Origin of the sequence: Winogradskyella psychrotolerans, from assembly GCF_018860565.1 — a bacterium.
Taxonomy (GTDB): domain Bacteria; phylum Bacteroidota; class Bacteroidia; order Flavobacteriales; family Flavobacteriaceae; genus Winogradskyella; species Winogradskyella damuponensis.
The window spans coordinates 66,836-88,304 of record NZ_JAHKPS010000013.1; the positions used below are offsets into that span (position 1 = coordinate 66,836).

The following is a 21,469-nucleotide window of genomic DNA, read 5'->3' on the forward strand; positions in this document are numbered from 1 at the left end:
TAATGACTGCAATCAAAAAAAAATTAAGCTTTTTAGATAGCTATCTTACCTTATGGATTTTTATAGCTATGGCTATTGGAGTTGGTATTGGCTTTTTTGCTCCATCTTTTCCAGAGCTTGTAGAATCTTACAGTAGCGGAGCTACCAATATACCTATTGCTATTGGTTTAATTTTAATGATGTATCCTCCATTAGCGAAAGTTAATTATGCCTTATTACCAAAGGTGTTTAAAGATGTGAAAATTCTATCTATATCTTTAGTATTAAATTGGATTGTTGGCCCAGTACTAATGTTCATCTTAGCGATTACATTCTTACAAGATTACCCTGAATACATGGTTGGCTTAATCCTTATTGGTTTGGCCCGTTGTATAGCCATGGTATTAGTTTGGAACGATTTAGCTGAAGGTAGTAGTGAATATGGTGCCGGACTTGTGGCTCTCAATAGTATTTTTCAAGTCTTTGCTTATAGTTTCTATGCTTACCTATTTATTACGGTACTTCCACCCTATTTTGGTTTTGAAGGAGCTATAGTAGATATTTCCATTGTTACGATTGCCGAAAGTGTAGCGATCTATTTAGGTATTCCGTTTTTACTCGGTATCCTTTCACGCTTAATATTGGTAAAACTCAAAGGTGAGACCTGGTATACTAAGAAATTTATACCAGCCATTTCTCCTATGACCCTAATTGCCTTGTTATTTACCATCGTGGTTATGTTTTCACTTAAAGGCGAGTTAATTGTAGAAATCCCCATGGATGTCCTCATTATTGCGGTTCCCTTATTAATCTACTTTACGCTAATGTTTATTATTGGCTTTTTTGTCAGTAAAGCCATGGGAACAACTTACGATAAAACAGCCGCTATAGCTTTTACTGCTGCGGGAAATAATTTTGAACTAGCCATTGCTGTAGCCATCGCTGTCTTTGGATTAAACTCTGGTCAAGCCTTCGCTGGTGTTGTTGGTCCTTTAGTAGAAGTACCCGCTTTAATTCTCTTGGTTAGAGTCGCATTTTGGTTGCGTAAAAAATATTATTTACCTCAAACAACGTAACAAAACGCACAAGTCTCAGAAATTGGTGTTAAATTTTGTTTAACTATAATTAAAAATAATTAAACATACCGTATCTTTACATTGTAAATTAATTACAATGGCGAAAAAGAAAAACATAAAAGCATCTGATCTTATATCATTTTACATGGATTATGTCCTAACACATAATCACGAACCCAATTCGGTATATGCCTTTGCTAAAGACCACAATTTTGAAGAACAAAAATTCTATGAATACTTTAGTTCCTTCGAAATTTTAGAACAATCCATATTCAAAATATTTTTTGATAACACATTAGCTGTTTTAGAAAAAAGCGAAGATTATCAATCTTTTGATGCACGAAACAAACTCCTCAGTTTTTATTATACGTTTTTTGAAATATTAACGGCTAATAGAAGCTATGTGGTCCATGCTTTAAACACGGATAAAAACCAATTAAAGTCTCTAAAAACGCTATCGCACTTAAAGAAGAGCTTTACCAATTACATTGATCATTTAGACATTAAAACCATTGATCTTAAGGAAGAAAAACTCGAAAAATTAAAAAATAGAGGTCTCAAAGAATCCGCTTGGTTTCAATTATTAGTCACCCTAAAATTTTGGTTAGATGACACTTCACTAGCCTTTGAAAAAACAGATGTGTTTATAGAAAAGTCAGTTCAGGCAAGTTTTGATTTAATAGATACCACTCCTTTAAAAAGTCTTATAGACTTTGGTAAATTCTTATACAAAGAAAAAATACACTCCAACTAGATGAAAACAATAGATAGTATTCCAATGACTAAAATATCTAGAGCTTCAAAATTAGTTTCAACTGGAGCTAAAGTTGGTGTGAATTATTTAAAGTATTATGGCGACAAAATGGTAAATTCTAAAGAAGATGCCAAAGAACGCCTTAATCAAAATAATGCCGAGGATATTTACGATAGCTTAAAAACCTTAAAAGGAAGTGCGCTAAAAGTAGCCCAAATGTTGAGCATGGAAAAAAGCATATTGCCACAGGCTTATGTTGAGAAATTTTCGTTGTCTCAATTTTCGGTGCCACCACTCTCGCCACCTTTAGTTATAAAAACATTTAAAAAATATTTCGGAAAACATCCCGAAGATTTATTCGATACTTTTAACGCAACTTCAGTAAATGCTGCCAGTATAGGCCAAGTTCATATGGCGGAAAAGAATGGGAAAACATTTGCTGTGAAAATCCAATATCCTGGAGTTGCTGAAAGTATAGCATCAGATTTAGCTTTGGTAAAACCCATTGCTATTAAAATGTTCAATATTAAAGGAAAAGACTCCGACAAGTATTTTAAAGAAGTTGAAAACAAACTCACCGAAGAAACCAATTATATTTTAGAAATTGCGCAGAGTAAAGAAATTGCAGAAGCTTGTAAACATATTCCAAATTTAGAATTCCCAGAGTATTACGAAGCATTTTCATCTGAGCGTATTATTACTATGGATTTTATGAAAGGAGAACACCTTTCTGAATTTACAGCACATAACACAGACCAAGTTAAAGCAAATAAACTGGGTCAGGCATTATGGGATTTCTATATGTTTCAAATTCATACGTTGAAGAAAGTACATGCCGATCCTCATCCTGGAAATTTTTTAATCGCTGAAGACGCTAAACTTATTGCTTTAGATTTTGGATGTATGAAGATGATTCCTGAGGATTTTTACGTTCCTTATTTTGAATTAGCAGACAAAACTTGTATCGAAAATCCAACACGGTTTACCGAGAAACTTTATCAACTTGAAATTTTACGACAAGATGATTCTGAAGAAGAAATCAAATTCTTTAGTGCAATGTTTCACGAGCTATTAAGCTTATTTACACAACCTTTTCACTCTGAAAGCTTTGATTTTTCAGACCCTGCATTTTTTAATCAAATTACAGAAATGGGGCAGCGCTATTCTAAAAGTACAGAGCTAAGAAATATGAATGGAAACCGAGGTTCTAAACATTTTATTTATATCAATAGAACGTTCTTTGGACTTTACAATTTAATGTTCGACCTTAAGGCTCAAAATATTAAGATAAATAATTTCAAAAATCTTTAGATGCAACAATTCGTAAAAACCAATCTATAATGCGCATACTCATCACTGGCACAACAGGCTATATAGCCAAACGATTAGCGCTTCAATTATTAGAACAAAAGCATGAATTGATTTGTTGTGTCCGCGATTTAAATAGAACTCCAGACGAATTACAAAACCATCCTAATTGTTCTTTTATAAAGGTTGATTTTTTAGAACCTGACCATGTTCAAATTCCAAAAGATATAGACGCTGCCTATTATCTAATTCATTCTATGGCAACATCGTCTAATAATTTTGAAACTTTAGAAGAACGTTGTGCGTTAAATTTTAAACATTTAATGGCGTCCACCAATTGCCAACAAGTAATTTACTTAAGTGGTATTGTAAATGACAACTCACTATCTAAACATCTAAAATCTAGACTTCAAGTAGAACAAACCTTAACCTCTAAAACCTATGCCCTAACCACATTTAGAGCAGGTATTATTGTTGGTAGTGGCAGTGCGTCTTTTGAAATTATTAGAGATATTGTAGAAAAATTACCTATAATGGTAACACCACGATGGTTAAACACTAAAACACAACCATTGGCCATTAGAGATATCCTTACCTATCTATCTGGTGCACTAGGTAAAACAGAGCTTTATAATAAGGCGTATGATGTTTTTGGTCCTGAAATCTTAACTTATAAAGAAATGTTACTTCAATTTGCGGAAGTTAGAGGCTTAAAACGTTACATCTTCACCTTGCCTGTTCTGTCTCCAAAACTATCATCGTTTTGGCTGTATTTTGTAACATCAACTTCTTTTCAGTTAGCTTCGGCATTGGTAGATAGTATGAAAGTGGAAGTCATTGGAAAACCTAGCGACATCAATGATTATATACAGATAGAACCAATGGCTTACAAAACAGCTGTAGATTTAGCTTTTCAAAAAATTGAACAAAATGCGGTGATTTCGAGTTGGAAGGATGCTGTAAGCAGTGGTGTTTTTAAAGATCAATTATCGAAACATATAGAATTGCCTCAGTTTGGTTGTTTCGAAGATTTAAGACATCGTCCTGTAAAAGACGAAGCATATACACTCAACAAAATTTGGAGTATTGGTGGACGCAATGGTTGGTATAGTTTTAATGGCTTATGGCGCATCCGTGGGTATATGGATAAGATTTTTGGTGGTGTTGGATTACGACGAGGACGCACACATGATACCGATTTAGAAGCTGGAGATCCTCTTGACTTTTGGAGAGTATTACTTGCCGATAAAAAAGAAAAACGCCTATTACTTTTTGCAGAAATGAAGCTTCCTGGCGAAGCTTGGTTAGAATTTAAGATTGTTAAAGGCATCCTTTATCAACGAGCTGTTTTTAGACCAAAAGGACTTTGGGGACGTTTATATTGGTACATGGTCTTACCGTTTCACGCCTTTGTTTTCAATGGTATGATTAATGCCTTAGCTAATAAATCTTGAAATATATGTGCCGTTGACGAAAGTTCTCGTATATTAAAACGACATATATTTAACAATTTCATCACATATTACCACCTATAAAACGTGTAAAACGCTAATACTCTGTTAATTTTTGTTTAGACATAGCATTAAAACGTTAAACATTTTGTAGATTTGATACACTATACTGAGTAGTATTTAGCAAGACTATAAAAGTATCGCAACTGACAAAATTGACAATATTTAATTTTGGTATAGAAATTGAAATTAACATATGAGATTCTAACCGTAATATTAGATAACAATTATTAAATAAAACCGTTTATCTTATAAGAGGTAATGAATTTAGATATTAGACAAATTGATAGGATTATTGAAATGGCATGGGAAGACCGAACACCATTTGACGCTATTACTTTTCAATTTGGTCTAAAAGAACAAGAGGTTATTAATTTAATGCGAAAAGAATTAAAACCAAGCAGTTTTAGATTGTGGCGAACAAGAGTTCAAGGAAGATCAACTAAACACAGTAAAAAAAGAACGTTTGACGAAGGCAGATTTAAATGCTCTAGACAAAGAACAATAACAAACAACTCTATTTCAAAACGTTAACACGTGCTTTGATTTAAGTTTGGAGTACTTAAAGACAGCACATTAAAAAGATTCTATGATTACAGAAACAATTTCCAAAACCAATGGTCAAAAGCTCAGTATTGATGATATAGGTGACGACCATTTATTTACAGGTCTAGACACACCTATGAAAGCTAATGCTTTTGAAATGTCTAATACAGAGAAAAAAGAACGTATCTCAATATTATTTTCAGAAATAATGGATGTCTTAGGGCTCGATTTAACAGACGACTCGCTACAAGGTACACCAGATCGTGTTGCAAAAATGTATGTTGAAGAAATATTTTCAGGTTTAGACCCTAAAAATAAGCCTGAGATTGCACTTTTTGATAATAAATATCAATATAATCAGATGTTAGTAGAAAAAAATATTACCTTCTACTCAAATTGTGAGCATCATTTTGTGCCAATCATTGGAAAAGCACATATAGCTTATAAATCATCTGGAAAGGTTATTGGACTTTCAAAATTAAACCGAATAGTTCAATATTATGCTAAACGTCCACAAGTTCAAGAACGTTTAACAAATCAAATTGCAAACGAACTTAAAACGGTTTTAAAAACCGAAGATGTTGCGGTCATTATTGATGCCAAACACTTATGTGTCTCTTCCAGAGGTGTTCAAGATGACACATCTACCACAATTACAACATATTATGGAGGCGAATTTAATAACGCTTCAAAAATTTTAGAATTACAAAACTATTTAAACAATTAAGCTATGGAAACAACAATAGAAAAAGCTTTAGAATTTGAAAACAGAAAGTTTTCATTTAAAACAACAAGTGACAGAATTTTAGCAGCAAGAGAGGCTAAAGATTTAATTTTAGAGGTCAACGAATTATATAAGAAAGAGAAAGACAGCAAATTAATGGATTTAATGAAACGTCTTACGGTAATTAAGCAAAAGATTGAAAAGCGCTTAAAAGGCAGACCATTAACTGCAACTTCTTAAGTCTAGTAATGAAAAGATTAATTATTATTGGAGGAAGCAAAGGTATTGGTAAAGCAATTATCTCTTCTTTGCTTTCTTCTTATGATGAGATTGTAAATATCAGTCGTACATCACCAGAAGATTCACATTCTAATTTAAAACATTACGATTGTGATATTCTAACTGATGAATTACCAGACTTAGATGCAGCCGACGGGTTAGTGTATTGTCCTGGAAGTATTAATCTTAAACCGATACAAAGACTTAGTGTTGATGACTTTAAAAATGATTTTGACATTAATGTTATTGGAGCTGTTAAAGCCATTCAAAAGTATTTACCAGCTTTAAAAAATGGTAGCAAATCATCAATTGTATTATTCAGTACAGTGGCTGCTAAGTTGGGCATGCCTTTTCACGCTAGCGTCGCCGCTTCAAAATCGGCAATCGAAGGCTTAACAAAATCTCTAGGTGCAGAATTAGCACCAAACATACGCATCAATGCTATTGCGCCAACGGTTACAGGTACAGAGTTGGCTTCAAAATTATTGCGTAATGAACGGATGATTGAAAATATGAATGAACGTCATCCCTTAAAAAAATATCTTCAACCCAAAGAAGTTGCAGATATGGCAGGCTTTCTATTGTCAGAAAAAGCGGCTTCTATGTCAGGACAAATATTTGAAATGGACTGCGGCATCGTAAGTTTCAAATTGTAAATACCTATTAAATATTTAATACTAAACTATCATGATAGCAACTGCTACGCAATCCGTGTACGATATAAAGATCAACAGCCTTCAAGGTCAACCTATAGATTTACAACAATTTAAAGGTACAAAAATGCTGTTTGTAAACGTCGCTTCTAAATGCGGATTTACATCACAATATAAAGATTTACAACATTTACAAGACACCTACAAAGACACATTAATTATTATTGGAGTGCCCTGCAATCAATTTGGAAAACAAGAACCAGGAACCCCTAACGAAATACAAGAATTTTGTGAAATTAATTATGGTGTCACATTTTTAATTACTGAAAAAATTGCCGTTAAGGGTGAGAATCAACACCCTTTATATGCTTGGCTGACTAAAAAATCTCTTAACGGTAAACAAAATTCGACCGTAAAATGGAATTTTCAAAAATATTTAATAGACGACGATGGTGAATTTTTAAATTACTACTATTCTATCACAAGCCCTACAAGTACAAGACTAATAAGATACTTAAAATAGATTACTATGTTCGGATTATTTAAAAAAACATCGGAGACGGAAAAACTTCAAAAACAATATGAAAAACTTATGGCTGAATGGCATAAGCTTTCTACAACAAATAGAGCTGAAAGTGATAAAAAATATACTGAAGCTCAATTAATTGCTGATAAGATTAATAAATTAAAATAATCTTACCTTGAAAAAAATCTACCTTTTCATATTATTTCTAGTTATTAATTTTGGCGGACTTGCTCTTGGCAATTGGTTTATGGGAGATGCTGTTTCAAGCGAATGGTACACCAATTTAAATAAAGCACCTTGGACACCTCCTGGCTGGATTTTTGGAGTGACTTGGACACTAATAATGATTTGTTTTTCAGTATATCTTAGCTTTTTGTTCTCTATCCGAAATTCTAAATTTGTAATATTTGTTTATGCTATCGCTGTGATTTTAAATGTAAGTTGGAATTATATATTCTTTAATCAACAGCTCACAAACTTGGCTTTAGTCAACATTATACTATTAACACTAGTCATAATATATTTCTTTATCACGTTTTGTGATGATGAATTAAGTAAGTTAAAATACCTATTACTTCCTTATATTATTTGGCTCTGTATTGCAACATCCCTAAATGGTTACGTTGTTTTTAATAATTAGTTGTAACATCATTTCACTCTTGTGTTTATAGACACAATTCTACTAGTTTTATACACCTATAACATATCATGAAAATATATACTTTACATAAAAAACAAAACCTACCAATCTCAGTGGAACAAGCTTGGGAGTTTTTATCCAGTCCTGCAAATCTAAAAGTGATTACTCCAGATTATATGGGTTTTAACATTCTTTCAGGAGCAGACAGACCAATGTTTCCGGGACAAATTATTCAATATATTGTCACACCTGTTTTAGGTATTAAAACCAAATGGGTTACAGAAATTACACATGTTAAAAATCTTGAATATTTTGTAGATGAACAACGCTTTGGGCCTTATGCTCTATGGCATCATAAGCATTTTATAAAAGAAATTGAAGGTGGAGTTGAAATGGAAGATATTATAGATTATAAATTACCATTGGGAATTTTAGGACAAATCGTGCATCCGTTTTTAGTGCAGCCAAAATTGGAAGAGATATTTAATTACAGAACCCAAAAATTAGAAGAATTATTCGGAAAACATAAAGGTTAGAAACTAATTTATAGCACAAAAAAACTTTTACAGCCTTCAATTAAAAATTAAATCGGCATTTTAAATGAGTAAAAAAACAAATATTTTTTGGTTTAGAAGAGATCTAAGATTAGATGACAATCTTGGATTTTATGAAGCTTTAAGAGGCGAACATCAGGTACTTCCCATTTTTATATTTGATTCTGAAATATTAGACAAATTAACCAAAAACGATGCTCGCGTGGCATTTATTCATCAAACGCTTCAATCGATGCGACAAATATTACAAGATGAACACGATAGTAGTATTGCCATTTTTAAAGGTAAACCTGAAACAATATTTAAACAGTTAATTAAAGACTATGACATTGAAACGGTTTATACCAATCATGATTACGAACCTTATGCAACAGAACGTGATCATAAAATCAAGTCTTTATTAGAAACCAACTCAATTAAACTTAACACCTATAAAGATCAGGTTATTTTTGAAAAAAATGAAGTTGTAAAAAAAGACGGAAATCCTTATTTGGTCTACACACCTTATATGCGGACTTGGAAAAAAAAGTTTCAGACTATTGACTTAAAAATTTACGATACCAATTCACATTTAGAGAATTTAATTACACATAGTAGGTTGCCTAATCTTAGTCTATCAGATATTGGGTTTGAAAAATCTAACCAAAAGATTTTACCTTATGTTCTCACTCCTACTTTAATCCAAAATTATGAAGCCTCTAGAAATTTTCCATCAAAAGATGCGACTTCACATTTAGGACCACATTTAAGATTCGGAACTGTTAGCATCCGAAAAACAATAAAAAAAGCAATTGCAGAACAGAATGAAATCTTTTGGCAAGAGTTAATTTGGCGCGAATTTTTTATGCAGATTCTTTGGCATTTTCCACATACTATAGACAAGGCCTTTAAACCAAAATACGATCGCATAGATTGGAGAAACAATGAAGACGAGTTTAAAAAATGGTGCGAAGGCAAAACAGGATATCCTTTAGTAGATGCAGGTATGCGCCAATTAAATGAAACTGGTTTTATGCACAATAGAGTACGAATGCTAGTTGGTAGTTTTTTATGTAAACATTTATTAATAGACTGGAGATTGGGAGAAGCTTACTTTGCAGAAAAGCTACACGACTATGAAATGGCAAGTAATGTTGGTAATTGGCAATGGGTTGCTGGTTGCGGTGTAGATGCAGCCCCTTATTTTAGAATCTTTAATCCAACAACGCAAATTCAAAAATTTGATAAAAATTTAGACTATATAAAAAAGTGGGTTCCTGATTTTCAGGAATTAACATATCCAGCGCCTATAGTAGAGCATAAAATTGCAAGAGAACGCTGCTTAGAAACATATAAATCTGCTTTAAATTAAAATTTTAATTCCTTCAAACAATAAAACAATATAAAATGCGTTACTAATTATAAGACTACTAAGGTCTTAAACCGAAATAACCATTTCAACAAACAATTTTAAAAGCTCTGACTAGTCTTCAGAGCTTTTTATTTTAATGGCTAAAAAATAAGATATTACTTCAAACTTTTTGTTAACTTTAAAGCACTAATTCAAAAACAAGAACATTATGAATACTTGGGGAGTTGCAAAAAAATGGAAAGAAATGTGTGAGAAAGGCAAAAACTTAGAATGCATTAACGAGCTTTATGCTGAAAATGTAGTGAGCAAAGAAATGCCTGGTATGCCTGGTGAAGTTGTAACCGGAAAGCAAAATGTTTGGAACAAAAGTAAAGAATGGATTGATAGTGTTGAAAATATTCACGCCAGCAGTATTAGTAACCCTCTTGTAGCTGGTAATTTTTTTACAGCAAAAATGGACTTTGACTGTACATTTAAAGAAGGCGGAAGGCAAAAAATGGAGGAAGTTTGCGTATATGAAGTAAAAGATGGCAAAATTACAAGTGAGCAATATTTTTATACCATGTAAAATAGTATTTATATCCTAAATCTAAAAAAGCTTCAAGATATACTTGAAGCTTTTTTATATACTTTAATTAAAAAGGATTAATTACCGTCTACACGTTCAATTTTTGCTCCAATAGCTCTTAAACGCTCATCAATATTTTCATAACCTCTATCGATCTGCTCAATATTATGAATTATAGATGTTCCTTTTGCAGATAATGCTGCAATTAATAAAGAAACTCCTGCTCTAATATCTGGAGACGTCATGGTTGTTGCCTTTAATGTCGATTTAAAATCGTGACCAATTACAGTTGCTCTATGTGGATCGCAAAGAATAATTTTTGCTCCCATATCTATCAATTTATCAACAAAAAACAAGCGGCTTTCAAACATTTTTTGATGTACAATTGCACTTCCTCTTGCCTGTGTTAAAACCGTTAAAATAATACTTAACAAATCTGGTGTAAATCCTGGCCAAGGAGCATCTGAAATGGTTAAAATAGAGCCATCAATATAACTTTGTACTTCGTAACCTTCTGTATGTGCAGGAATATGAATATCGTCACCTTGGCGTTCTACAGTAATACCTATTTTTCTAAATACATTTGGTATTAGACCTAAGTCATCCCAACTTACATTTGTAATGGTTAATTCGCTTTTTGTCATTGCAGCCAAACCAATCCAACTACCAATTTCAATCATATCTGGCAACATCCTATGCGTTGTTCCGCCTAATGAATCAACACCTTCAATAATTAACAGATTAGAACCAACACCAGAGATTTTAGCCCCCATGCGATTCAACATTTTACATAGCTGCTGTAAATACGGTTCGCAAGCGGCATTATAAATCGTTGTTGTTCCTTCTGCTAAAACAGCAGCCATAACAATATTAGCAGTACCAGTTACAGAAGCTTCGTCTAAAAGCATGTATGTCCCTTTCAGTTTTTCTGCTTCTACTCCATAAAACAAATCTTCCTTATTATAGCGAAACTTTGCTCCAAGGTTGATAAAGCCTTCAAAATGGGTATCTAAACGACGACGACCAATTTTATCACCTCCTGGTTTTGGTATATATCCTTTTCCAAAACGTGCTAATAATGGCCCTACAATCATAATAGAACCTCGTAATCCTTTTCCGTCTTCTTTAAACTCTGCAGATTCTAAATATTTTAGATTTACGTCGTCTGCTTTAAAGGTATAAGACCCTTTTCCTAATTTATTGATTTTAACCCCTAGCTTTTTTAATAAAGCAATAAGTTTATTTACGTCAATAATATCCGGAATATTATCTATCTTAATTTCTTCGGCAGTTAAAAGTACTGCACATAAGATTTGTAAAGCTTCGTTTTTTGCACCTTGAGGCTGAATTTTCCCCTTTAATTGATGACCGCCTTCAATTTTAAATGTACTCATACGTTTTAGTAACGTTTTCTGTTATTAGAATATTTTTTCTTATTTGAATGATTATTCTTTTTGTTTGAATTGTTTTTACCTCCATATTTAGACTTGGTACGCATCAAACTAGAAGAATCACTTAAATCTTCTTCATTATTTTTTAGATCTAATTTTCCATTAGAAAGCTCATACAAATGATTAAAAATTACAGCATCTTCAACGGTATCTTTATTCCAGTTAAGGAAACACTTTTTCATGTGATTTGCAATTGTAAACTTTAAAGCTTCTTTTAAATCTCCTTCTTCCCATCCCACTGCAACATCAATCATCGTTTTTATATTATTACCATAAAAACGGTATTTAGGATGATTTTGCGGGTATTTTAAAGGCTCTGGTCTTGCTTGTATTTCCTCTTTTGAAGGTTCGCCATAAGGAGAATCTACATCAATATCAAAATCGGCCATAATAAACAATTGATCCCATAATTTATGCTGAAAATCTGGCACATCTCTTAAATGTGGCTGTAGATTTCCCATTACAGCTATAATTGCTTTGGCTATTTTATTACGTTCTTCTTTTGTTTCGCGAGACTTAGCATAATTAATCATCTTTTGTAGATGACGTCCATATTCAGGTATAATTAAATGCTCGCGCTCTGTGTTGTATTCTAAATCGTCAATCAAAATTGTAAAATGTGTAGTGTATAGTTTGTAAACCTGTAGTCGTTTTAGGTTTTGTTGCAAAGTACAAAAAAATACGAAGCTTAATAGTAATTTTATAAGGAAATTACTCCTTCAACATTTTCGGCGACTTCCTTATATTTAGCAATAACTGCTTCGGGATTTTTCATTCTTACATTTATAGATACACTAGTGTATTTTCCATTCTTTGATTCTGTAGTCGTAATAACAGCTCCTAAATTATCAAAAAGGGCTTCAATATGATTAACTCCTGAACCATCAGATAGTATAATAAATTTGTATAAGTATTCCGAAGGCCAAAGGGTTGTATCGTAAAGTTGTGATTTTAATTTTTCGTAAAACGCGTCTGTTTTTTTAGAATTATCCATAATGACATTTTTCAGATGTAAAGATACGTTTAAAACTTAAAAACTAAAGATTAAATCTATCCTCGATACAATTTTCAACTTAAAAAAATCAAAATACATAACAGATTTTTATATTCTATTTTTAATACCTTACTTTTATCCTCTGTTTTATTTCAAAAAAATACCAATTTGAGTCCAAAAAAAATTGTCATCGCAGGTGGTCCTGGCACAGGAAAAACCACCATTATTAATGAGTTAAAAAAACGCGGTTTTTTATGTTATGATGAAATATCTAGGCAAATCACTTTACAAGCAAGAAAAGATGGTATAGAACAGTTATTTCTTACAGAGCCTTTACTTTTTAGCGAAAAACTTTTAGAAGGCAGAACGCAACAATTTAAAGATGCGACTAAAGAATCTAATCCTATTGTTTTTTTAGACAGAGGCATTCCCGATGTTTTGGCTTATATGGATTATATTGGAGATACTTATCCTGAGCATTTTGTAAAAGCATGTGAAACTTATACTTACGATGCCATTTTTATTTTAGCTCCTTGGCAAGAAATTTTTACTAGCGATAGTGAACGTTATGAAAATTTTGAAGAAGCCATAGAAATTCATCATCATTTATTAGACACATATAAGCGATTTGGTTATCAATTAATTGATGTTCCTTTTGGAAATGTTAAAACTAGGGCTAATTTTATTATAGAGTCCTTAAATTTGCAGTAATGCATCCTATAGAAGTTTTAGAGCGGTATTGGCATCATACGTCTTTTAGACCGTATCAAGAAGACATTATTACTTCGGTTTTAAACCGTGAAGATACCTTTGCGCTATTACCAACCGGAGGAGGAAAATCGATTTGTTTTCAAATTCCTGCTCTAATGCAAGATGGCATCTGTATTGTTATTTCTCCTTTAATAGCCTTGATGAAAGATCAAGTAAACACCTTAAAGGCTAAAGGCATCAAAGCCATTGCTTTAGCTTCTGGTATGTCTTACAAAGATTTAGACACACAACTAGACAACTGTATTTACGGCAATTACAAGTTTTTATACCTCTCTCCAGAACGTTTGCAACAAACTTTAGTACAAGATCGCATTCAGCAAATGAAAGTGAACTTAATTGCTGTAGACGAAGCACATTGTATTAGTCAATGGGGAAATGATTTTAGACCTGCTTACAAAAACATTTCAATATTACGACAAATGCATCCACATGTTAATTGTATAGCGTTAACAGCTACTGCAAAACATAATGTTGTAAATGATATTATTAAAAATCTCGATTTTATAAGCCCTAAAATATATAAAGCCTCATTTGCAAGACCAAACATTGCCTATAATGTCATTCATACTGATGATAAATTATTTCAACTCGAACATTTATTAAAAAAGCATCATGGATCTTCTATCATCTATGTTAGAACCCGAAGAGCAACAACTGATATTCATAATTTTCTTAATGCCAAGGGGTTTTCTTCAACGTTTTACCATGGTGGTATAACAAATAAAGAAAAGCAAGAACGCTTATACGAATGGGCTAATGGTCAAAAACAGATTATGGTTGCTACCACTGCTTTTGGAATGGGAATTGATAAAGCTAATGTAAAAACCGTTATTCATTTTAATTTACCAGAAAGTTTAGAGAGTTACTATCAAGAAGCAGGAAGAGCAGGAAGAGATGGCACATTATCTTATGCTATTATTTTAAAACAACATATAGATGAAGACCGTCTTCGTAATCAGTTTTTAAGCACCTTACCTTCTGTTGCTTTTGTAAAAACAGTGTATAATAAGTTATGTAATTATTTTCAGATTTCTTACGGAGAAGGAGAAAACACATTACATCAATTCGATTTTAAGTCTTTTTGTAATCAATATAAGTTAAACGCCAATATTACTTACAATGCTTTATTGCTGTTAGACAGAAATGCTATTATTACACTAACCCAGCTATTTAATTTTAGAACAAAAATTCAATTTATAACCACAAATGCTGTTTTATTTAAATATTTAGAAACACATCTAGATTTAAATATTTTGGTTAAGGTACTTTTAAGAACTTATGGAGGTATTTTTGATTATGAAACAAAAGTAAATCTCAGTTTAATCGTTAAAAAAGCAAATCTGTCAGAAAAACAAGTTATAGCCCAATTACAAAGGTTAGAAAAAGACGAGGTCATTAGTTTACAGATGACAAATACAGATTCTGAAATTACCTTCTTACAACCTCGTGAAGATGATATAACCATTAACCCAATTGCAAGAACTATAGAACAGCAACATACGTTAAAACACCAACAGATTGAGTCTGTTTTAAATTATATTAAGAATGATTCCGTTTGTAGAAGTCAACAACTCTTACGCTATTTTGGAGAAGAAACTAACAACGTTTGTGGTAAGTGTTCGGTTTGTTTAGCCAAAACAACGCCCATAGAAAAAACTTCAATTGAAACGGTTTCGCTTCAAATTACAAAAGCCTTAGAAACAAAAACCTTATCTTCAAGACAGTTATTACAACATATTAAATGTTCTGAAAAAATATTATTACAAAGTCTTTCAGAACTTATTGAACTAAATAAAATTAAACTAACACCAGCTAATACTTACACACTTGTATGACGAAAACACGTGACTTACGAATTGTTTTTATGGGTACTCCAGATTTTGCGGTAGCCACATTAAAAGCCTTAATTGACCATAACTATAATGTTGTTGGTGTCATTACTGCACCAGACAAACCTGCAGGACGAGGCCAAAAACTAAGAGCATCTGCGGTAAAACAATTTGCTATAGAACATCATTTGAATGTCTTACAGCCTACAAATTTAAAAGCAGAATCTTTTTTAGAAGAATTAAAGTCTCTAAATGCCAATCTGCAAATTATTGTAGCCTTTAGAATGCTTCCAAAAGTAGTTTGGCAGATACCAGAATACGGAACATTTAACCTTCACGCCTCCTTATTACCTCAATATAGAGGTGCAGCACCAATACATTGGGCCATTATTAATGGAGAAACAAAAACAGGCGTAACCACATTTTTTATAGATGAAAAAATTGATACAGGAGCTGTGATTTTAAGTGAAGCAACACATATAGGCCATAAAACAACTGTAGGCGATTTGCATGATGAGTTAATGGCTATTGGTAGCGAGCTAGTTATTAAAACCGTTAAACAGATAGAAGCAGATGCCGTAAACACAACCATTCAACCCCAAAAGGAAGACTTAAAAACAGCATATAAACTTAATCGTGATAATTGCAAAATTGATTGGTCACAACCAATTAACACTATATATAATAAAATAAGAGGCTTAAACCCTTTTCCAACAGCTTGGTGTTATTTAGAAAATGATGATAAAAAACCTTTATCTGTAAAAATTTATGGTGTCGAAAAAATAGAAGAAACACACAACCTTGAAGCAGGACAATTAATAGCTAGTAAAGATGAACTAAAAGTCGCATGTCAAGGAGGTTACCTAAATATTTTAGAAATTCAACTTCCTGGAAAGCGAAAGATGGATGTAAAATCACTTTTAAATGGGTTTAATTTTTCTGAATCCGCAAAACTGCTGTAAACCCTTATTATCATTGGTTTTACAAAAAATCCGATGAAATACACTCGCTTTATTAACAAATGCCCTAAGTTATTAACAAAAACCCGTATTTCCCTTGCTATTACTTGCGTAGCTGAATTTTCCTAATAATTTTGTCTAAGGATTTTAAGAACAATAATTTTAAAACCGAATTTTTAACAATTTAAATTTAATATTTTATGAACAAAACAGATTTAATCAACGGAATGGCAGAGAATGCTGGAATTACAAAAGCAGCTGCAAAAAAAGCATTAGACTCTTTATTAGTTGATATCGAAGGATCTTTACAAAAAGGTAATAGAGTATCTTTAGTAGGATTTGGTTCTTGGTCAGTTTCTAGAAGAGCTGCAAGAGACGGAAGAAACCCACAAACTGGAAAAACTATCAAAATTAAAGCAAAAAATGTAGTAAAATTTAAGGCAGGTTCTGACTTAAGTAATGCTGTAAACTAAGATTTTGTTTGTTTAAAATACAGAACCTGCTCATTGAGCAGGTTTTTTTTTATCCAATTTTTAAAAAATTTCAACCCCAAAAATGAACATCTTATTATATACTACTACACATTTATATTACTATTAAGTTGTTTTTTTAACAAAAAAAACATAGATTTAATAATATTTAAAACTGAAAACTAAAAATGAACAAACCCGAAAAAGGCAATTTACTAATTGCTGAGCCATCTATTATCGGAGATATTTCATTTAATCGTGCCGTGATTCTTTTAGCAGATCATAACGATTTAGGTTCAGTTGGGTTTATTTTAAATAAACCTCTAGATTATAACCTTAGAGACCTTATTGAAGGAACAGAATCTGAATTTCCGGTATATAATGGCGGACCAGTAGAGCAAGATAACCTCTATTTTATTCATAAATCACCAGAGCTTATTCCAAATAGTATCGAAATATCCAATGGTATATTTTGGGGTGGAGATTTTAGTGTGGTACTCAACTTAATAAATAAAGGGAAAATTTCAACTGACGATATTCGCTTCTTTTTAGGATATTCTGGTTGGGATGAGCAGCAATTAGATAACGAATTAGAATCTAACGCTTGGTTAGTATCTGAAAACATCTACAATAAAGAAATTATATCTAAGCCTTGTAATTCTTTTTGGCGCGATAAAATGTTAGAACTCGGTGGCGACTATAGTATTTGGTCTAATGCCCCAGAAAATCCTAGTTATAATTAGAGATTAAAGCTGAACTTGAAGTTGAAATAGATTTTCAAGAACGTTTTTCTTATTGAGGCTAAGCTCCTTATGCATCATACCTCGATCAAAAAAAATACTTCACTAGTGCAAAATACTAATGCCCGCAATTTTAAGATAGTAAACGCAGCTTAGCATTAAGCTTAGCAACTAAGCCCTGAGCAAAAGTACTGCCATACTCTTTTTTACGATACTTCGTAATTGGAACAATCCCTTTAATAACATTAGTAATAAACAATTCATCTGCTTTTTGAAGTTCAAACGGACTAATAGAAGCCTCTTCTACAATCACATTAACATCCTTTGCTAATAGTTCTAGTATCTGCTTTCTCATAACTCCCTTAAGACAACCTTCCTCTAAAGGAGGGGTTTTAATTTTACCATCTTTAACTAAGAATAAGTTGCCATTTAATGCTTCAATAACACTTTTGTTCGTGTTTAAAACCAAACAATTATCAAAATCATTTTCTTTTGCATAAATACTACCAATAACCTGAATAGCTTTATTATTAGATTTTAATCCAGATAATAATCCTGGTGCTACAAAATAATCTTTATATAAATCTACAGTATAGTTGGCATTAACATCAATAGTATAAAAAGGGTTATCGTGTGGTTCTAAACTAATATTAAATTGCACTTTTGATTCATTTGATGGTAAATATTTTCCGCCTTCACCTCTATCTACATTTAATCTCACACGTGCAGACGCCTCAGATAAATTATTAGCTTCAATCGTTTTTAAAATTTCGGCTTCTAGAAACTCCATTGTAAAATTCATAGGGATATCCATTCTAAGAATTCGCATTGAAGACATGAGTCTAAAATAATGATCCTCCCAAAAGAAGATTTTGCCATTAATGACTTTTAATGTTTCAAAAAGTGCATCTCCATACTTGTACCCTCTATTATCTACTCTAAGTTTAGAATCTAATTGAGAAAGCAGTTTACCGTTAAAATTTATCATAAAAAAATCTCGATTTAGTTTTAAAATTAAATCGAGACAAATATATAATAGAATATGTTGTTTTACTTATGCCGAACCTAAAACTTGTTTAAGGCTAGAAATTTGGTTCTCCCAAAGCATCTTTCCTTCGTCAATTTCGTCTTCTTCTGCAAAATCTGTAATCATTAAAGAGACATCTTTTGTAATTTCATCTACTTGAATACGAATTTCAAAATAGTATGCAGCTCCATCTTCGTCGTCACTTATCCACCTAAATTTAACACGTTCTCCACTTTTTTTACTTAATAATTTAGCTTGTTCTTCTGAGCCATCCCAAATAAAAGTATATAGTTCTCCACGAGAGTTTACATTATCTGCAAACCATTCCGACAAACCAGAAGGTGTTGATATGTAAGTATATATAAGTGCTGGTGATGCCTGAATCACAAACTCCATTTCGTATTTTTCTTTATCGTCCATATTACATTGTATTATGTGCTCAATATATACATTTTATAGGTGAGTTCTAAAGATTAAACTAAAATTATTTTTTTTAGTTTTTATTGTTTGCTGTAGTGGAATTTGTTTTTATATTTGCAGCCGCAATATCGCACATGTTTAAATCACCTTTTTAAACTATTATATGTGGATTGCGAATTATGGCGAGGTAGCTCAGTTGGTTAGAGCGTTGGATTCATAACCCAGAGGTCAGGAGTTCAAATCTCCTTCTCGCTACATCTTAATAGGTTGCAAATAAACGGTTTAGTTCACTCTAAACCGTTTTTTTATGCATACAATTAATGAATTTATTACCTTTGAACACGATTTAGAACACGATTTGGAACACGTTTTGGCACACAAAAAAAATTTTTCTATCCCTAAAATTTATACAGCTAATGGCGATTTAAATAAGCGTTGGTATGTTTATTTTTCTTTCAGAGATCCTAAGACTAACAAGTTAAAACGTCAAATAAACATTTACGGCACAGCAAATGCCTTTACAAATAAAGAAGATCGTTTAGCTTTATTATCGCTTTATCGCAAAAGACTATTAAGGCTTTTGCAAAATGGTTACAATCCATATATAGATAATACAGCGCTTTACAAAGCGCAACTAAAAAAAAGAGAAAGCACAATAACACCTCAACCAGCAATTAAGAAAGAATATGCACAGCCTATAGCATTTCCTTCAAAAATAAATAAGAAAGAAACTTTAGCAACCTCAACGCCTACAATAGAAAAAGAAGAACCTAAAGAGGCTAGTATGTCTTTACGCGAAGCTTTTGATTTTAGTTTAAATCTAAAAAAGAATCAAATTAGCAATAGATCACTTAAAGATTATGAATATACTACAAATGCCTTAGTGAAATGGGTAAATACAAATTGCCCTACAATTAAAACCATAGATCAGTTTGATAAAAAAGTAGCGCAGAAGTTCTTAAATCATATTCTAAGTAAAACGAGTCCAAGAAACAGAAATAATTATAGACTCAATTTAAGTAGTTTATTTCAAGTCTTAGAGGATAATGAGATTATCACATATAATCCCATTAAGAAAATAAACGCTTTACGTAGTATTCCTAAACGTAATAAATCCTATAGTACAGAAGAACATAAAAAGATTTTCGAGTATTTAAAAAATGAAGATCCACTGCTCCTACTCTATATTAAATTTATCAGTTATAATTTTTTAAGACCCGTTGAAGTCTGTCGTCTAAAAATTAAAGATATAAATATTGAAGACCAGACCTTACAGTTTAAAGCTAAGAACAAGCCTCTTAAAAAGAAGCTTATTCCAAAAAAAATAATTCAAGAACTACCTGACTTGTCTAAATTAGACCCAGAATTTTATTTATTTACACCTATAAAAATTGGAGGGGAATGGAATACTAATGAAACCAACAAAACAAATTATTTTTCTAAGCGCTATAAAACTGTTGTAAAAGATCACTTTAAATTAGATAAAGACCAAACGCTTTACAGCTTTAGACATACATTTATATCTATACTATACCATGCATTACTTAAAGACTCATCTCCTTTTGCTGCTAAAAGTAAGTTAATGGAAATAACAGGCCATACTACCATGAGTGCTTTAGAAAAATATTTAAGAGGCATTGATGCTAAATTACCTGATGACTATTCTGATTTATTATGAGCCAAACTAACGACATATTAGAATTAAGTACTCAAATATTGCGTCCTATTATCTTTTATATTTCACAAGAAATGTTAGAAGGTTTAGAAACGGAACATGCAGAAATACTGGAGAAAATAGAACTCACAAATTCATTAATGCTCCTTGATATTAACGGAGATCCTCTTTTCTTTGAAAATAAAATTGAACATATAGAACTTCTAAAAAAAGAAAAAGTACTAAAATCGAATACATTAAAACTTATTGAATTTAAGGCTAAATATGATATTGAAGCCTTTAAATATCATTTTGAAGAATACATCAATGATTTAGAAGCTTGGATAGAAGCCTCAGATTATATTAGATTAAATGCTAAAACCGAAGCTAGAAATTATTTTAAGGAGATTCAACCTTACCTTCAATTGCAATACGACAATTTAAAACAACATCATCAAGAATTGAAACAACGCTTTGCTAACGTTATATTTAAACCGTTACAAACTGAAGTACTTGTAAAATCCAATATAAATGTCCCTAAGTCTCAAACTTCAGAAAAACCTAAAAAAGGAAGAAAAAAACGGGTTTTACCTAGTGACGATGAAATTGATAATTACCTACTAGAAACCGTTTTCGGATTAGATTTATTGAAAATAAACAATAAAAAACCGAAATAAATCGTAAT

Annotated in this window: 26 protein-coding genes and 1 tRNA gene; 22 read left to right on the top strand and 5 right to left on the bottom strand. The window is 31.9% G+C overall.

Annotation, left to right across the window (positions count from 1 at the left end; all coding sequences use genetic code 11):
- The first annotated feature begins 2 nt into the window (after window positions 1-2).
- The 14 genes from arsB to KO504_RS04900 all read left to right on the top strand — a co-directional run bounded on the left by arsB (window position 3) and on the right by KO504_RS04900 (window position 10,469).
- Complete coding sequence (gene arsB, locus KO504_RS04835; RefSeq protein WP_215925203.1) at window positions 3-1,055, top strand: ACR3 family arsenite efflux transporter; 1,053 nt, start codon at window positions 3-5, stop codon at window positions 1,053-1,055.
- A gap of 97 nt (window positions 1,056-1,152) precedes the next feature.
- Window positions 1,153-1,809 (top strand): TetR family transcriptional regulator C-terminal domain-containing protein, encoded by a 657-nt coding sequence (locus tag KO504_RS04840; protein WP_215925204.1) that lies wholly within the window; start codon window positions 1,153-1,155, stop codon window positions 1,807-1,809.
- Entirely contained in the window at window positions 1,810-3,120 is a 1,311-nt protein-coding gene (locus KO504_RS04845) for an ABC1 kinase family protein (protein ID WP_215925205.1), read from the top strand.
- A 29-nt stretch (window positions 3,121-3,149) separates the two neighbouring features.
- A complete protein-coding gene (locus KO504_RS04850; protein WP_215925206.1) occupies window positions 3,150-4,571 on the top strand; it encodes an SDR family oxidoreductase in 1,422 nt (473 codons plus the stop codon).
- Between the two features lie 318 nt (window positions 4,572-4,889).
- Window positions 4,890-5,162 (top strand): TIGR03643 family protein, encoded by a 273-nt coding sequence (locus KO504_RS04855; RefSeq protein ID WP_215925207.1) that lies wholly within the window; start codon window positions 4,890-4,892, stop codon window positions 5,160-5,162.
- A gap of 55 nt (window positions 5,163-5,217) precedes the next feature.
- The gene (folE, locus tag KO504_RS04860) at window positions 5,218-5,901 is read left to right on the top strand and encodes a GTP cyclohydrolase I FolE (protein WP_215925208.1); all 684 of its coding nucleotides are present in this window, start codon (window positions 5,218-5,220) and stop codon (window positions 5,899-5,901) included.
- 3 nt (window positions 5,902-5,904) lie between these two features.
- Window positions 5,905-6,138 (top strand): hypothetical protein, encoded by a 234-nt coding sequence (locus KO504_RS04865; protein ID WP_215925209.1) that lies wholly within the window; start codon window positions 5,905-5,907, stop codon window positions 6,136-6,138.
- Window positions 6,139-6,146: 8 nt separating this feature from the next.
- Window positions 6,147-6,833, top strand: a complete 687-nt coding sequence (locus KO504_RS04870) for an SDR family NAD(P)-dependent oxidoreductase (protein ID WP_215925210.1) — start codon at window positions 6,147-6,149, stop codon at window positions 6,831-6,833.
- 31 nt (window positions 6,834-6,864) lie between these two features.
- A complete protein-coding gene (locus tag KO504_RS04875; protein ID WP_215925211.1) occupies window positions 6,865-7,353 on the top strand; it encodes a glutathione peroxidase in 489 nt (162 codons plus the stop codon).
- A 6-nt stretch (window positions 7,354-7,359) separates the two neighbouring features.
- Window positions 7,360-7,524, top strand: a complete 165-nt coding sequence (locus tag KO504_RS04880) for a Lacal_2735 family protein (RefSeq protein ID WP_215925212.1) — start codon at window positions 7,360-7,362, stop codon at window positions 7,522-7,524.
- A gap of 7 nt (window positions 7,525-7,531) precedes the next feature.
- The gene (locus tag KO504_RS04885) at window positions 7,532-7,996 is read left to right on the top strand and encodes a TspO/MBR family protein (RefSeq protein ID WP_215925213.1); all 465 of its coding nucleotides are present in this window, start codon (window positions 7,532-7,534) and stop codon (window positions 7,994-7,996) included.
- Between the two features lie 68 nt (window positions 7,997-8,064).
- Entirely contained in the window at window positions 8,065-8,532 is a 468-nt protein-coding gene (locus KO504_RS04890; protein WP_215925214.1) for an SRPBCC family protein, read from the top strand.
- 64 nt (window positions 8,533-8,596) lie between these two features.
- A complete protein-coding gene (locus KO504_RS04895; RefSeq protein WP_215925215.1) occupies window positions 8,597-9,901 on the top strand; it encodes a cryptochrome/photolyase family protein in 1,305 nt (434 codons plus the stop codon).
- A gap of 208 nt (window positions 9,902-10,109) precedes the next feature.
- Window positions 10,110-10,469 carry a nuclear transport factor 2 family protein gene (locus KO504_RS04900; protein WP_215925216.1) on the top strand — a complete coding sequence of 120 codons (360 nt, stop codon included), beginning with the start codon at window positions 10,110-10,112 and terminating at the stop codon, window positions 10,467-10,469.
- Window positions 10,470-10,546: 77 nt separating this feature from the next.
- Here the strand turns inward: KO504_RS04900 and murA are convergent, their stop codons facing one another.
- The 3 genes from murA to KO504_RS04915 all read right to left on the bottom strand — a co-directional run bounded on the left by murA (window position 10,547) and on the right by KO504_RS04915 (window position 12,914).
- A complete protein-coding gene (murA, locus tag KO504_RS04905; RefSeq protein WP_215925217.1) occupies window positions 10,547-11,863 on the bottom strand; it encodes a UDP-N-acetylglucosamine 1-carboxyvinyltransferase in 1,317 nt (438 codons plus the stop codon).
- Window positions 11,864-11,868: 5 nt separating this feature from the next.
- Window positions 11,869-12,528, bottom strand: coding sequence for a DUF4290 domain-containing protein (locus KO504_RS04910; RefSeq protein WP_215925218.1), 660 nt, complete (start codon window positions 12,526-12,528; stop codon window positions 11,869-11,871).
- Between the two features lie 92 nt (window positions 12,529-12,620).
- Window positions 12,621-12,914: a DUF493 family protein gene (locus tag KO504_RS04915; protein WP_215925219.1), complete on the bottom strand. Its 294-nt coding sequence runs from the start codon at window positions 12,912-12,914 to the stop codon at window positions 12,621-12,623.
- Between the two features lie 168 nt (window positions 12,915-13,082).
- On the opposite strand from KO504_RS04915, the gene KO504_RS04920 reads away from it, so the two are divergent.
- From KO504_RS04920 to KO504_RS04940, 5 genes are all read left to right on the top strand, one after another.
- Window positions 13,083-13,625 carry an AAA family ATPase gene (locus KO504_RS04920; RefSeq protein ID WP_215925220.1) on the top strand — a complete coding sequence of 181 codons (543 nt, stop codon included), beginning with the start codon at window positions 13,083-13,085 and terminating at the stop codon, window positions 13,623-13,625.
- On the top strand, window positions 13,625-15,520 hold the full coding sequence (locus tag KO504_RS04925; protein WP_215925221.1) for a RecQ family ATP-dependent DNA helicase: 1,896 nt from the start codon (window positions 13,625-13,627) through the stop codon (window positions 15,518-15,520). The genes KO504_RS04920 and KO504_RS04925 overlap by 1 nt, the downstream gene beginning before the upstream one ends.
- Window positions 15,517-16,476 carry a methionyl-tRNA formyltransferase gene (fmt, locus tag KO504_RS04930; RefSeq protein WP_215925222.1) on the top strand — a complete coding sequence of 320 codons (960 nt, stop codon included), beginning with the start codon at window positions 15,517-15,519 and terminating at the stop codon, window positions 16,474-16,476. Before KO504_RS04925 ends, fmt begins: the two co-directional genes overlap by 4 nt.
- A 197-nt stretch (window positions 16,477-16,673) precedes the next feature.
- A complete protein-coding gene (locus tag KO504_RS04935) occupies window positions 16,674-16,946 on the top strand; it encodes an HU family DNA-binding protein (RefSeq protein ID WP_179006479.1) in 273 nt (90 codons plus the stop codon).
- 185 nt (window positions 16,947-17,131) lie between these two features.
- Window positions 17,132-17,686 (top strand): YqgE/AlgH family protein, encoded by a 555-nt coding sequence (locus KO504_RS04940; RefSeq protein WP_215925223.1) that lies wholly within the window; start codon window positions 17,132-17,134, stop codon window positions 17,684-17,686.
- Window positions 17,687-17,816: 130 nt separating this feature from the next.
- Here the strand turns inward: KO504_RS04940 and KO504_RS04945 are convergent, their stop codons facing one another.
- Both KO504_RS04945 and KO504_RS04950 read right to left on the bottom strand, forming a co-directional pair.
- The gene (locus KO504_RS04945) at window positions 17,817-18,671 is read right to left on the bottom strand and encodes an aminotransferase class IV (protein WP_215925224.1); all 855 of its coding nucleotides are present in this window, start codon (window positions 18,669-18,671) and stop codon (window positions 17,817-17,819) included.
- Between the two features lie 66 nt (window positions 18,672-18,737).
- Window positions 18,738-19,130 carry an START-like domain-containing protein gene (locus KO504_RS04950; RefSeq protein WP_215925225.1) on the bottom strand — a complete coding sequence of 131 codons (393 nt, stop codon included), beginning with the start codon at window positions 19,128-19,130 and terminating at the stop codon, window positions 18,738-18,740.
- 181 nt (window positions 19,131-19,311) lie between these two features.
- Between KO504_RS04950 and KO504_RS04955 the strand changes: the two genes are divergently transcribed.
- The 3 genes from KO504_RS04955 (at window position 19,312) to KO504_RS04965 (ending at window position 21,461) form a co-directional block, all read left to right on the top strand.
- Window positions 19,312-19,385, top strand: a tRNA-Met gene (locus KO504_RS04955).
- A 52-nt stretch (window positions 19,386-19,437) separates the two neighbouring features.
- Entirely contained in the window at window positions 19,438-20,808 is a 1,371-nt protein-coding gene (locus KO504_RS04960) for a tyrosine-type recombinase/integrase (protein ID WP_215925226.1), read from the top strand.
- Window positions 20,805-21,461, top strand: a complete 657-nt coding sequence (locus KO504_RS04965; protein ID WP_215925227.1) for a hypothetical protein — start codon at window positions 20,805-20,807, stop codon at window positions 21,459-21,461. Before KO504_RS04960 ends, KO504_RS04965 begins: the two co-directional genes overlap by 4 nt.
- Window positions 21,462-21,469 lie beyond the last annotated feature (8 nt).

Excerpts from the sequence above, each read along its gene's own strand:
- KO504_RS04960 (WP_215925226.1), top strand. The coding sequence starts at position 19,438 with ATGCATACAATTAATGAATTTATTACCTTTGAACACGATTTAGAACAC.
- KO504_RS04900 (WP_215925216.1), top strand. The coding sequence starts at position 10,110 with ATGAATACTTGGGGAGTTGCAAAAAAATGGAAAGAAATGTGTGAGAAA.
- KO504_RS04845 (WP_215925205.1), top strand. The coding sequence starts at position 1,810 with ATGAAAACAATAGATAGTATTCCAATGACTAAAATATCTAGAGCTTCA.
- folE (WP_215925208.1), top strand. The coding sequence starts at position 5,218 with ATGATTACAGAAACAATTTCCAAAACCAATGGTCAAAAGCTCAGTATT.
- KO504_RS04855 (WP_215925207.1), top strand. The coding sequence starts at position 4,890 with ATGAATTTAGATATTAGACAAATTGATAGGATTATTGAAATGGCATGG.
- KO504_RS04915 (WP_215925219.1), bottom strand. The coding sequence starts at position 12,914 with ATGGATAATTCTAAAAAAACAGACGCGTTTTACGAAAAATTAAAATCA.
- KO504_RS04895 (WP_215925215.1), top strand. The coding sequence starts at position 8,597 with ATGAGTAAAAAAACAAATATTTTTTGGTTTAGAAGAGATCTAAGATTA.
- KO504_RS04850 (WP_215925206.1), top strand. The coding sequence starts at position 3,150 with ATGCGCATACTCATCACTGGCACAACAGGCTATATAGCCAAACGATTA.
- KO504_RS04840 (WP_215925204.1), top strand. The coding sequence starts at position 1,153 with ATGGCGAAAAAGAAAAACATAAAAGCATCTGATCTTATATCATTTTAC.
- KO504_RS04965 (WP_215925227.1), top strand. The coding sequence starts at position 20,805 with ATGAGCCAAACTAACGACATATTAGAATTAAGTACTCAAATATTGCGT.
- KO504_RS04925 (WP_215925221.1), top strand. The coding sequence starts at position 13,625 with ATGCATCCTATAGAAGTTTTAGAGCGGTATTGGCATCATACGTCTTTT.
- KO504_RS04875 (WP_215925211.1), top strand. The coding sequence starts at position 6,865 with ATGATAGCAACTGCTACGCAATCCGTGTACGATATAAAGATCAACAGC.
- KO504_RS04880 (WP_215925212.1), top strand. The coding sequence starts at position 7,360 with ATGTTCGGATTATTTAAAAAAACATCGGAGACGGAAAAACTTCAAAAA.
- KO504_RS04870 (WP_215925210.1), top strand. The coding sequence starts at position 6,147 with ATGAAAAGATTAATTATTATTGGAGGAAGCAAAGGTATTGGTAAAGCA.
- arsB (WP_215925203.1), top strand. The coding sequence starts at position 3 with ATGACTGCAATCAAAAAAAAATTAAGCTTTTTAGATAGCTATCTTACC.
- KO504_RS04890 (WP_215925214.1), top strand. The coding sequence starts at position 8,065 with ATGAAAATATATACTTTACATAAAAAACAAAACCTACCAATCTCAGTG.
- KO504_RS04865 (WP_215925209.1), top strand. The coding sequence starts at position 5,905 with ATGGAAACAACAATAGAAAAAGCTTTAGAATTTGAAAACAGAAAGTTT.
- fmt (WP_215925222.1), top strand. The coding sequence starts at position 15,517 with ATGACGAAAACACGTGACTTACGAATTGTTTTTATGGGTACTCCAGAT.
- murA (WP_215925217.1), bottom strand. The coding sequence starts at position 11,863 with ATGAGTACATTTAAAATTGAAGGCGGTCATCAATTAAAGGGGAAAATT.
- KO504_RS04950 (WP_215925225.1), bottom strand. The coding sequence starts at position 19,130 with ATGGACGATAAAGAAAAATACGAAATGGAGTTTGTGATTCAGGCATCA.
- KO504_RS04935 (WP_179006479.1), top strand. The coding sequence starts at position 16,674 with ATGAACAAAACAGATTTAATCAACGGAATGGCAGAGAATGCTGGAATT.
- KO504_RS04945 (WP_215925224.1), bottom strand. The coding sequence starts at position 18,671 with ATGATAAATTTTAACGGTAAACTGCTTTCTCAATTAGATTCTAAACTT.
- KO504_RS04940 (WP_215925223.1), top strand. The coding sequence starts at position 17,132 with ATGAACAAACCCGAAAAAGGCAATTTACTAATTGCTGAGCCATCTATT.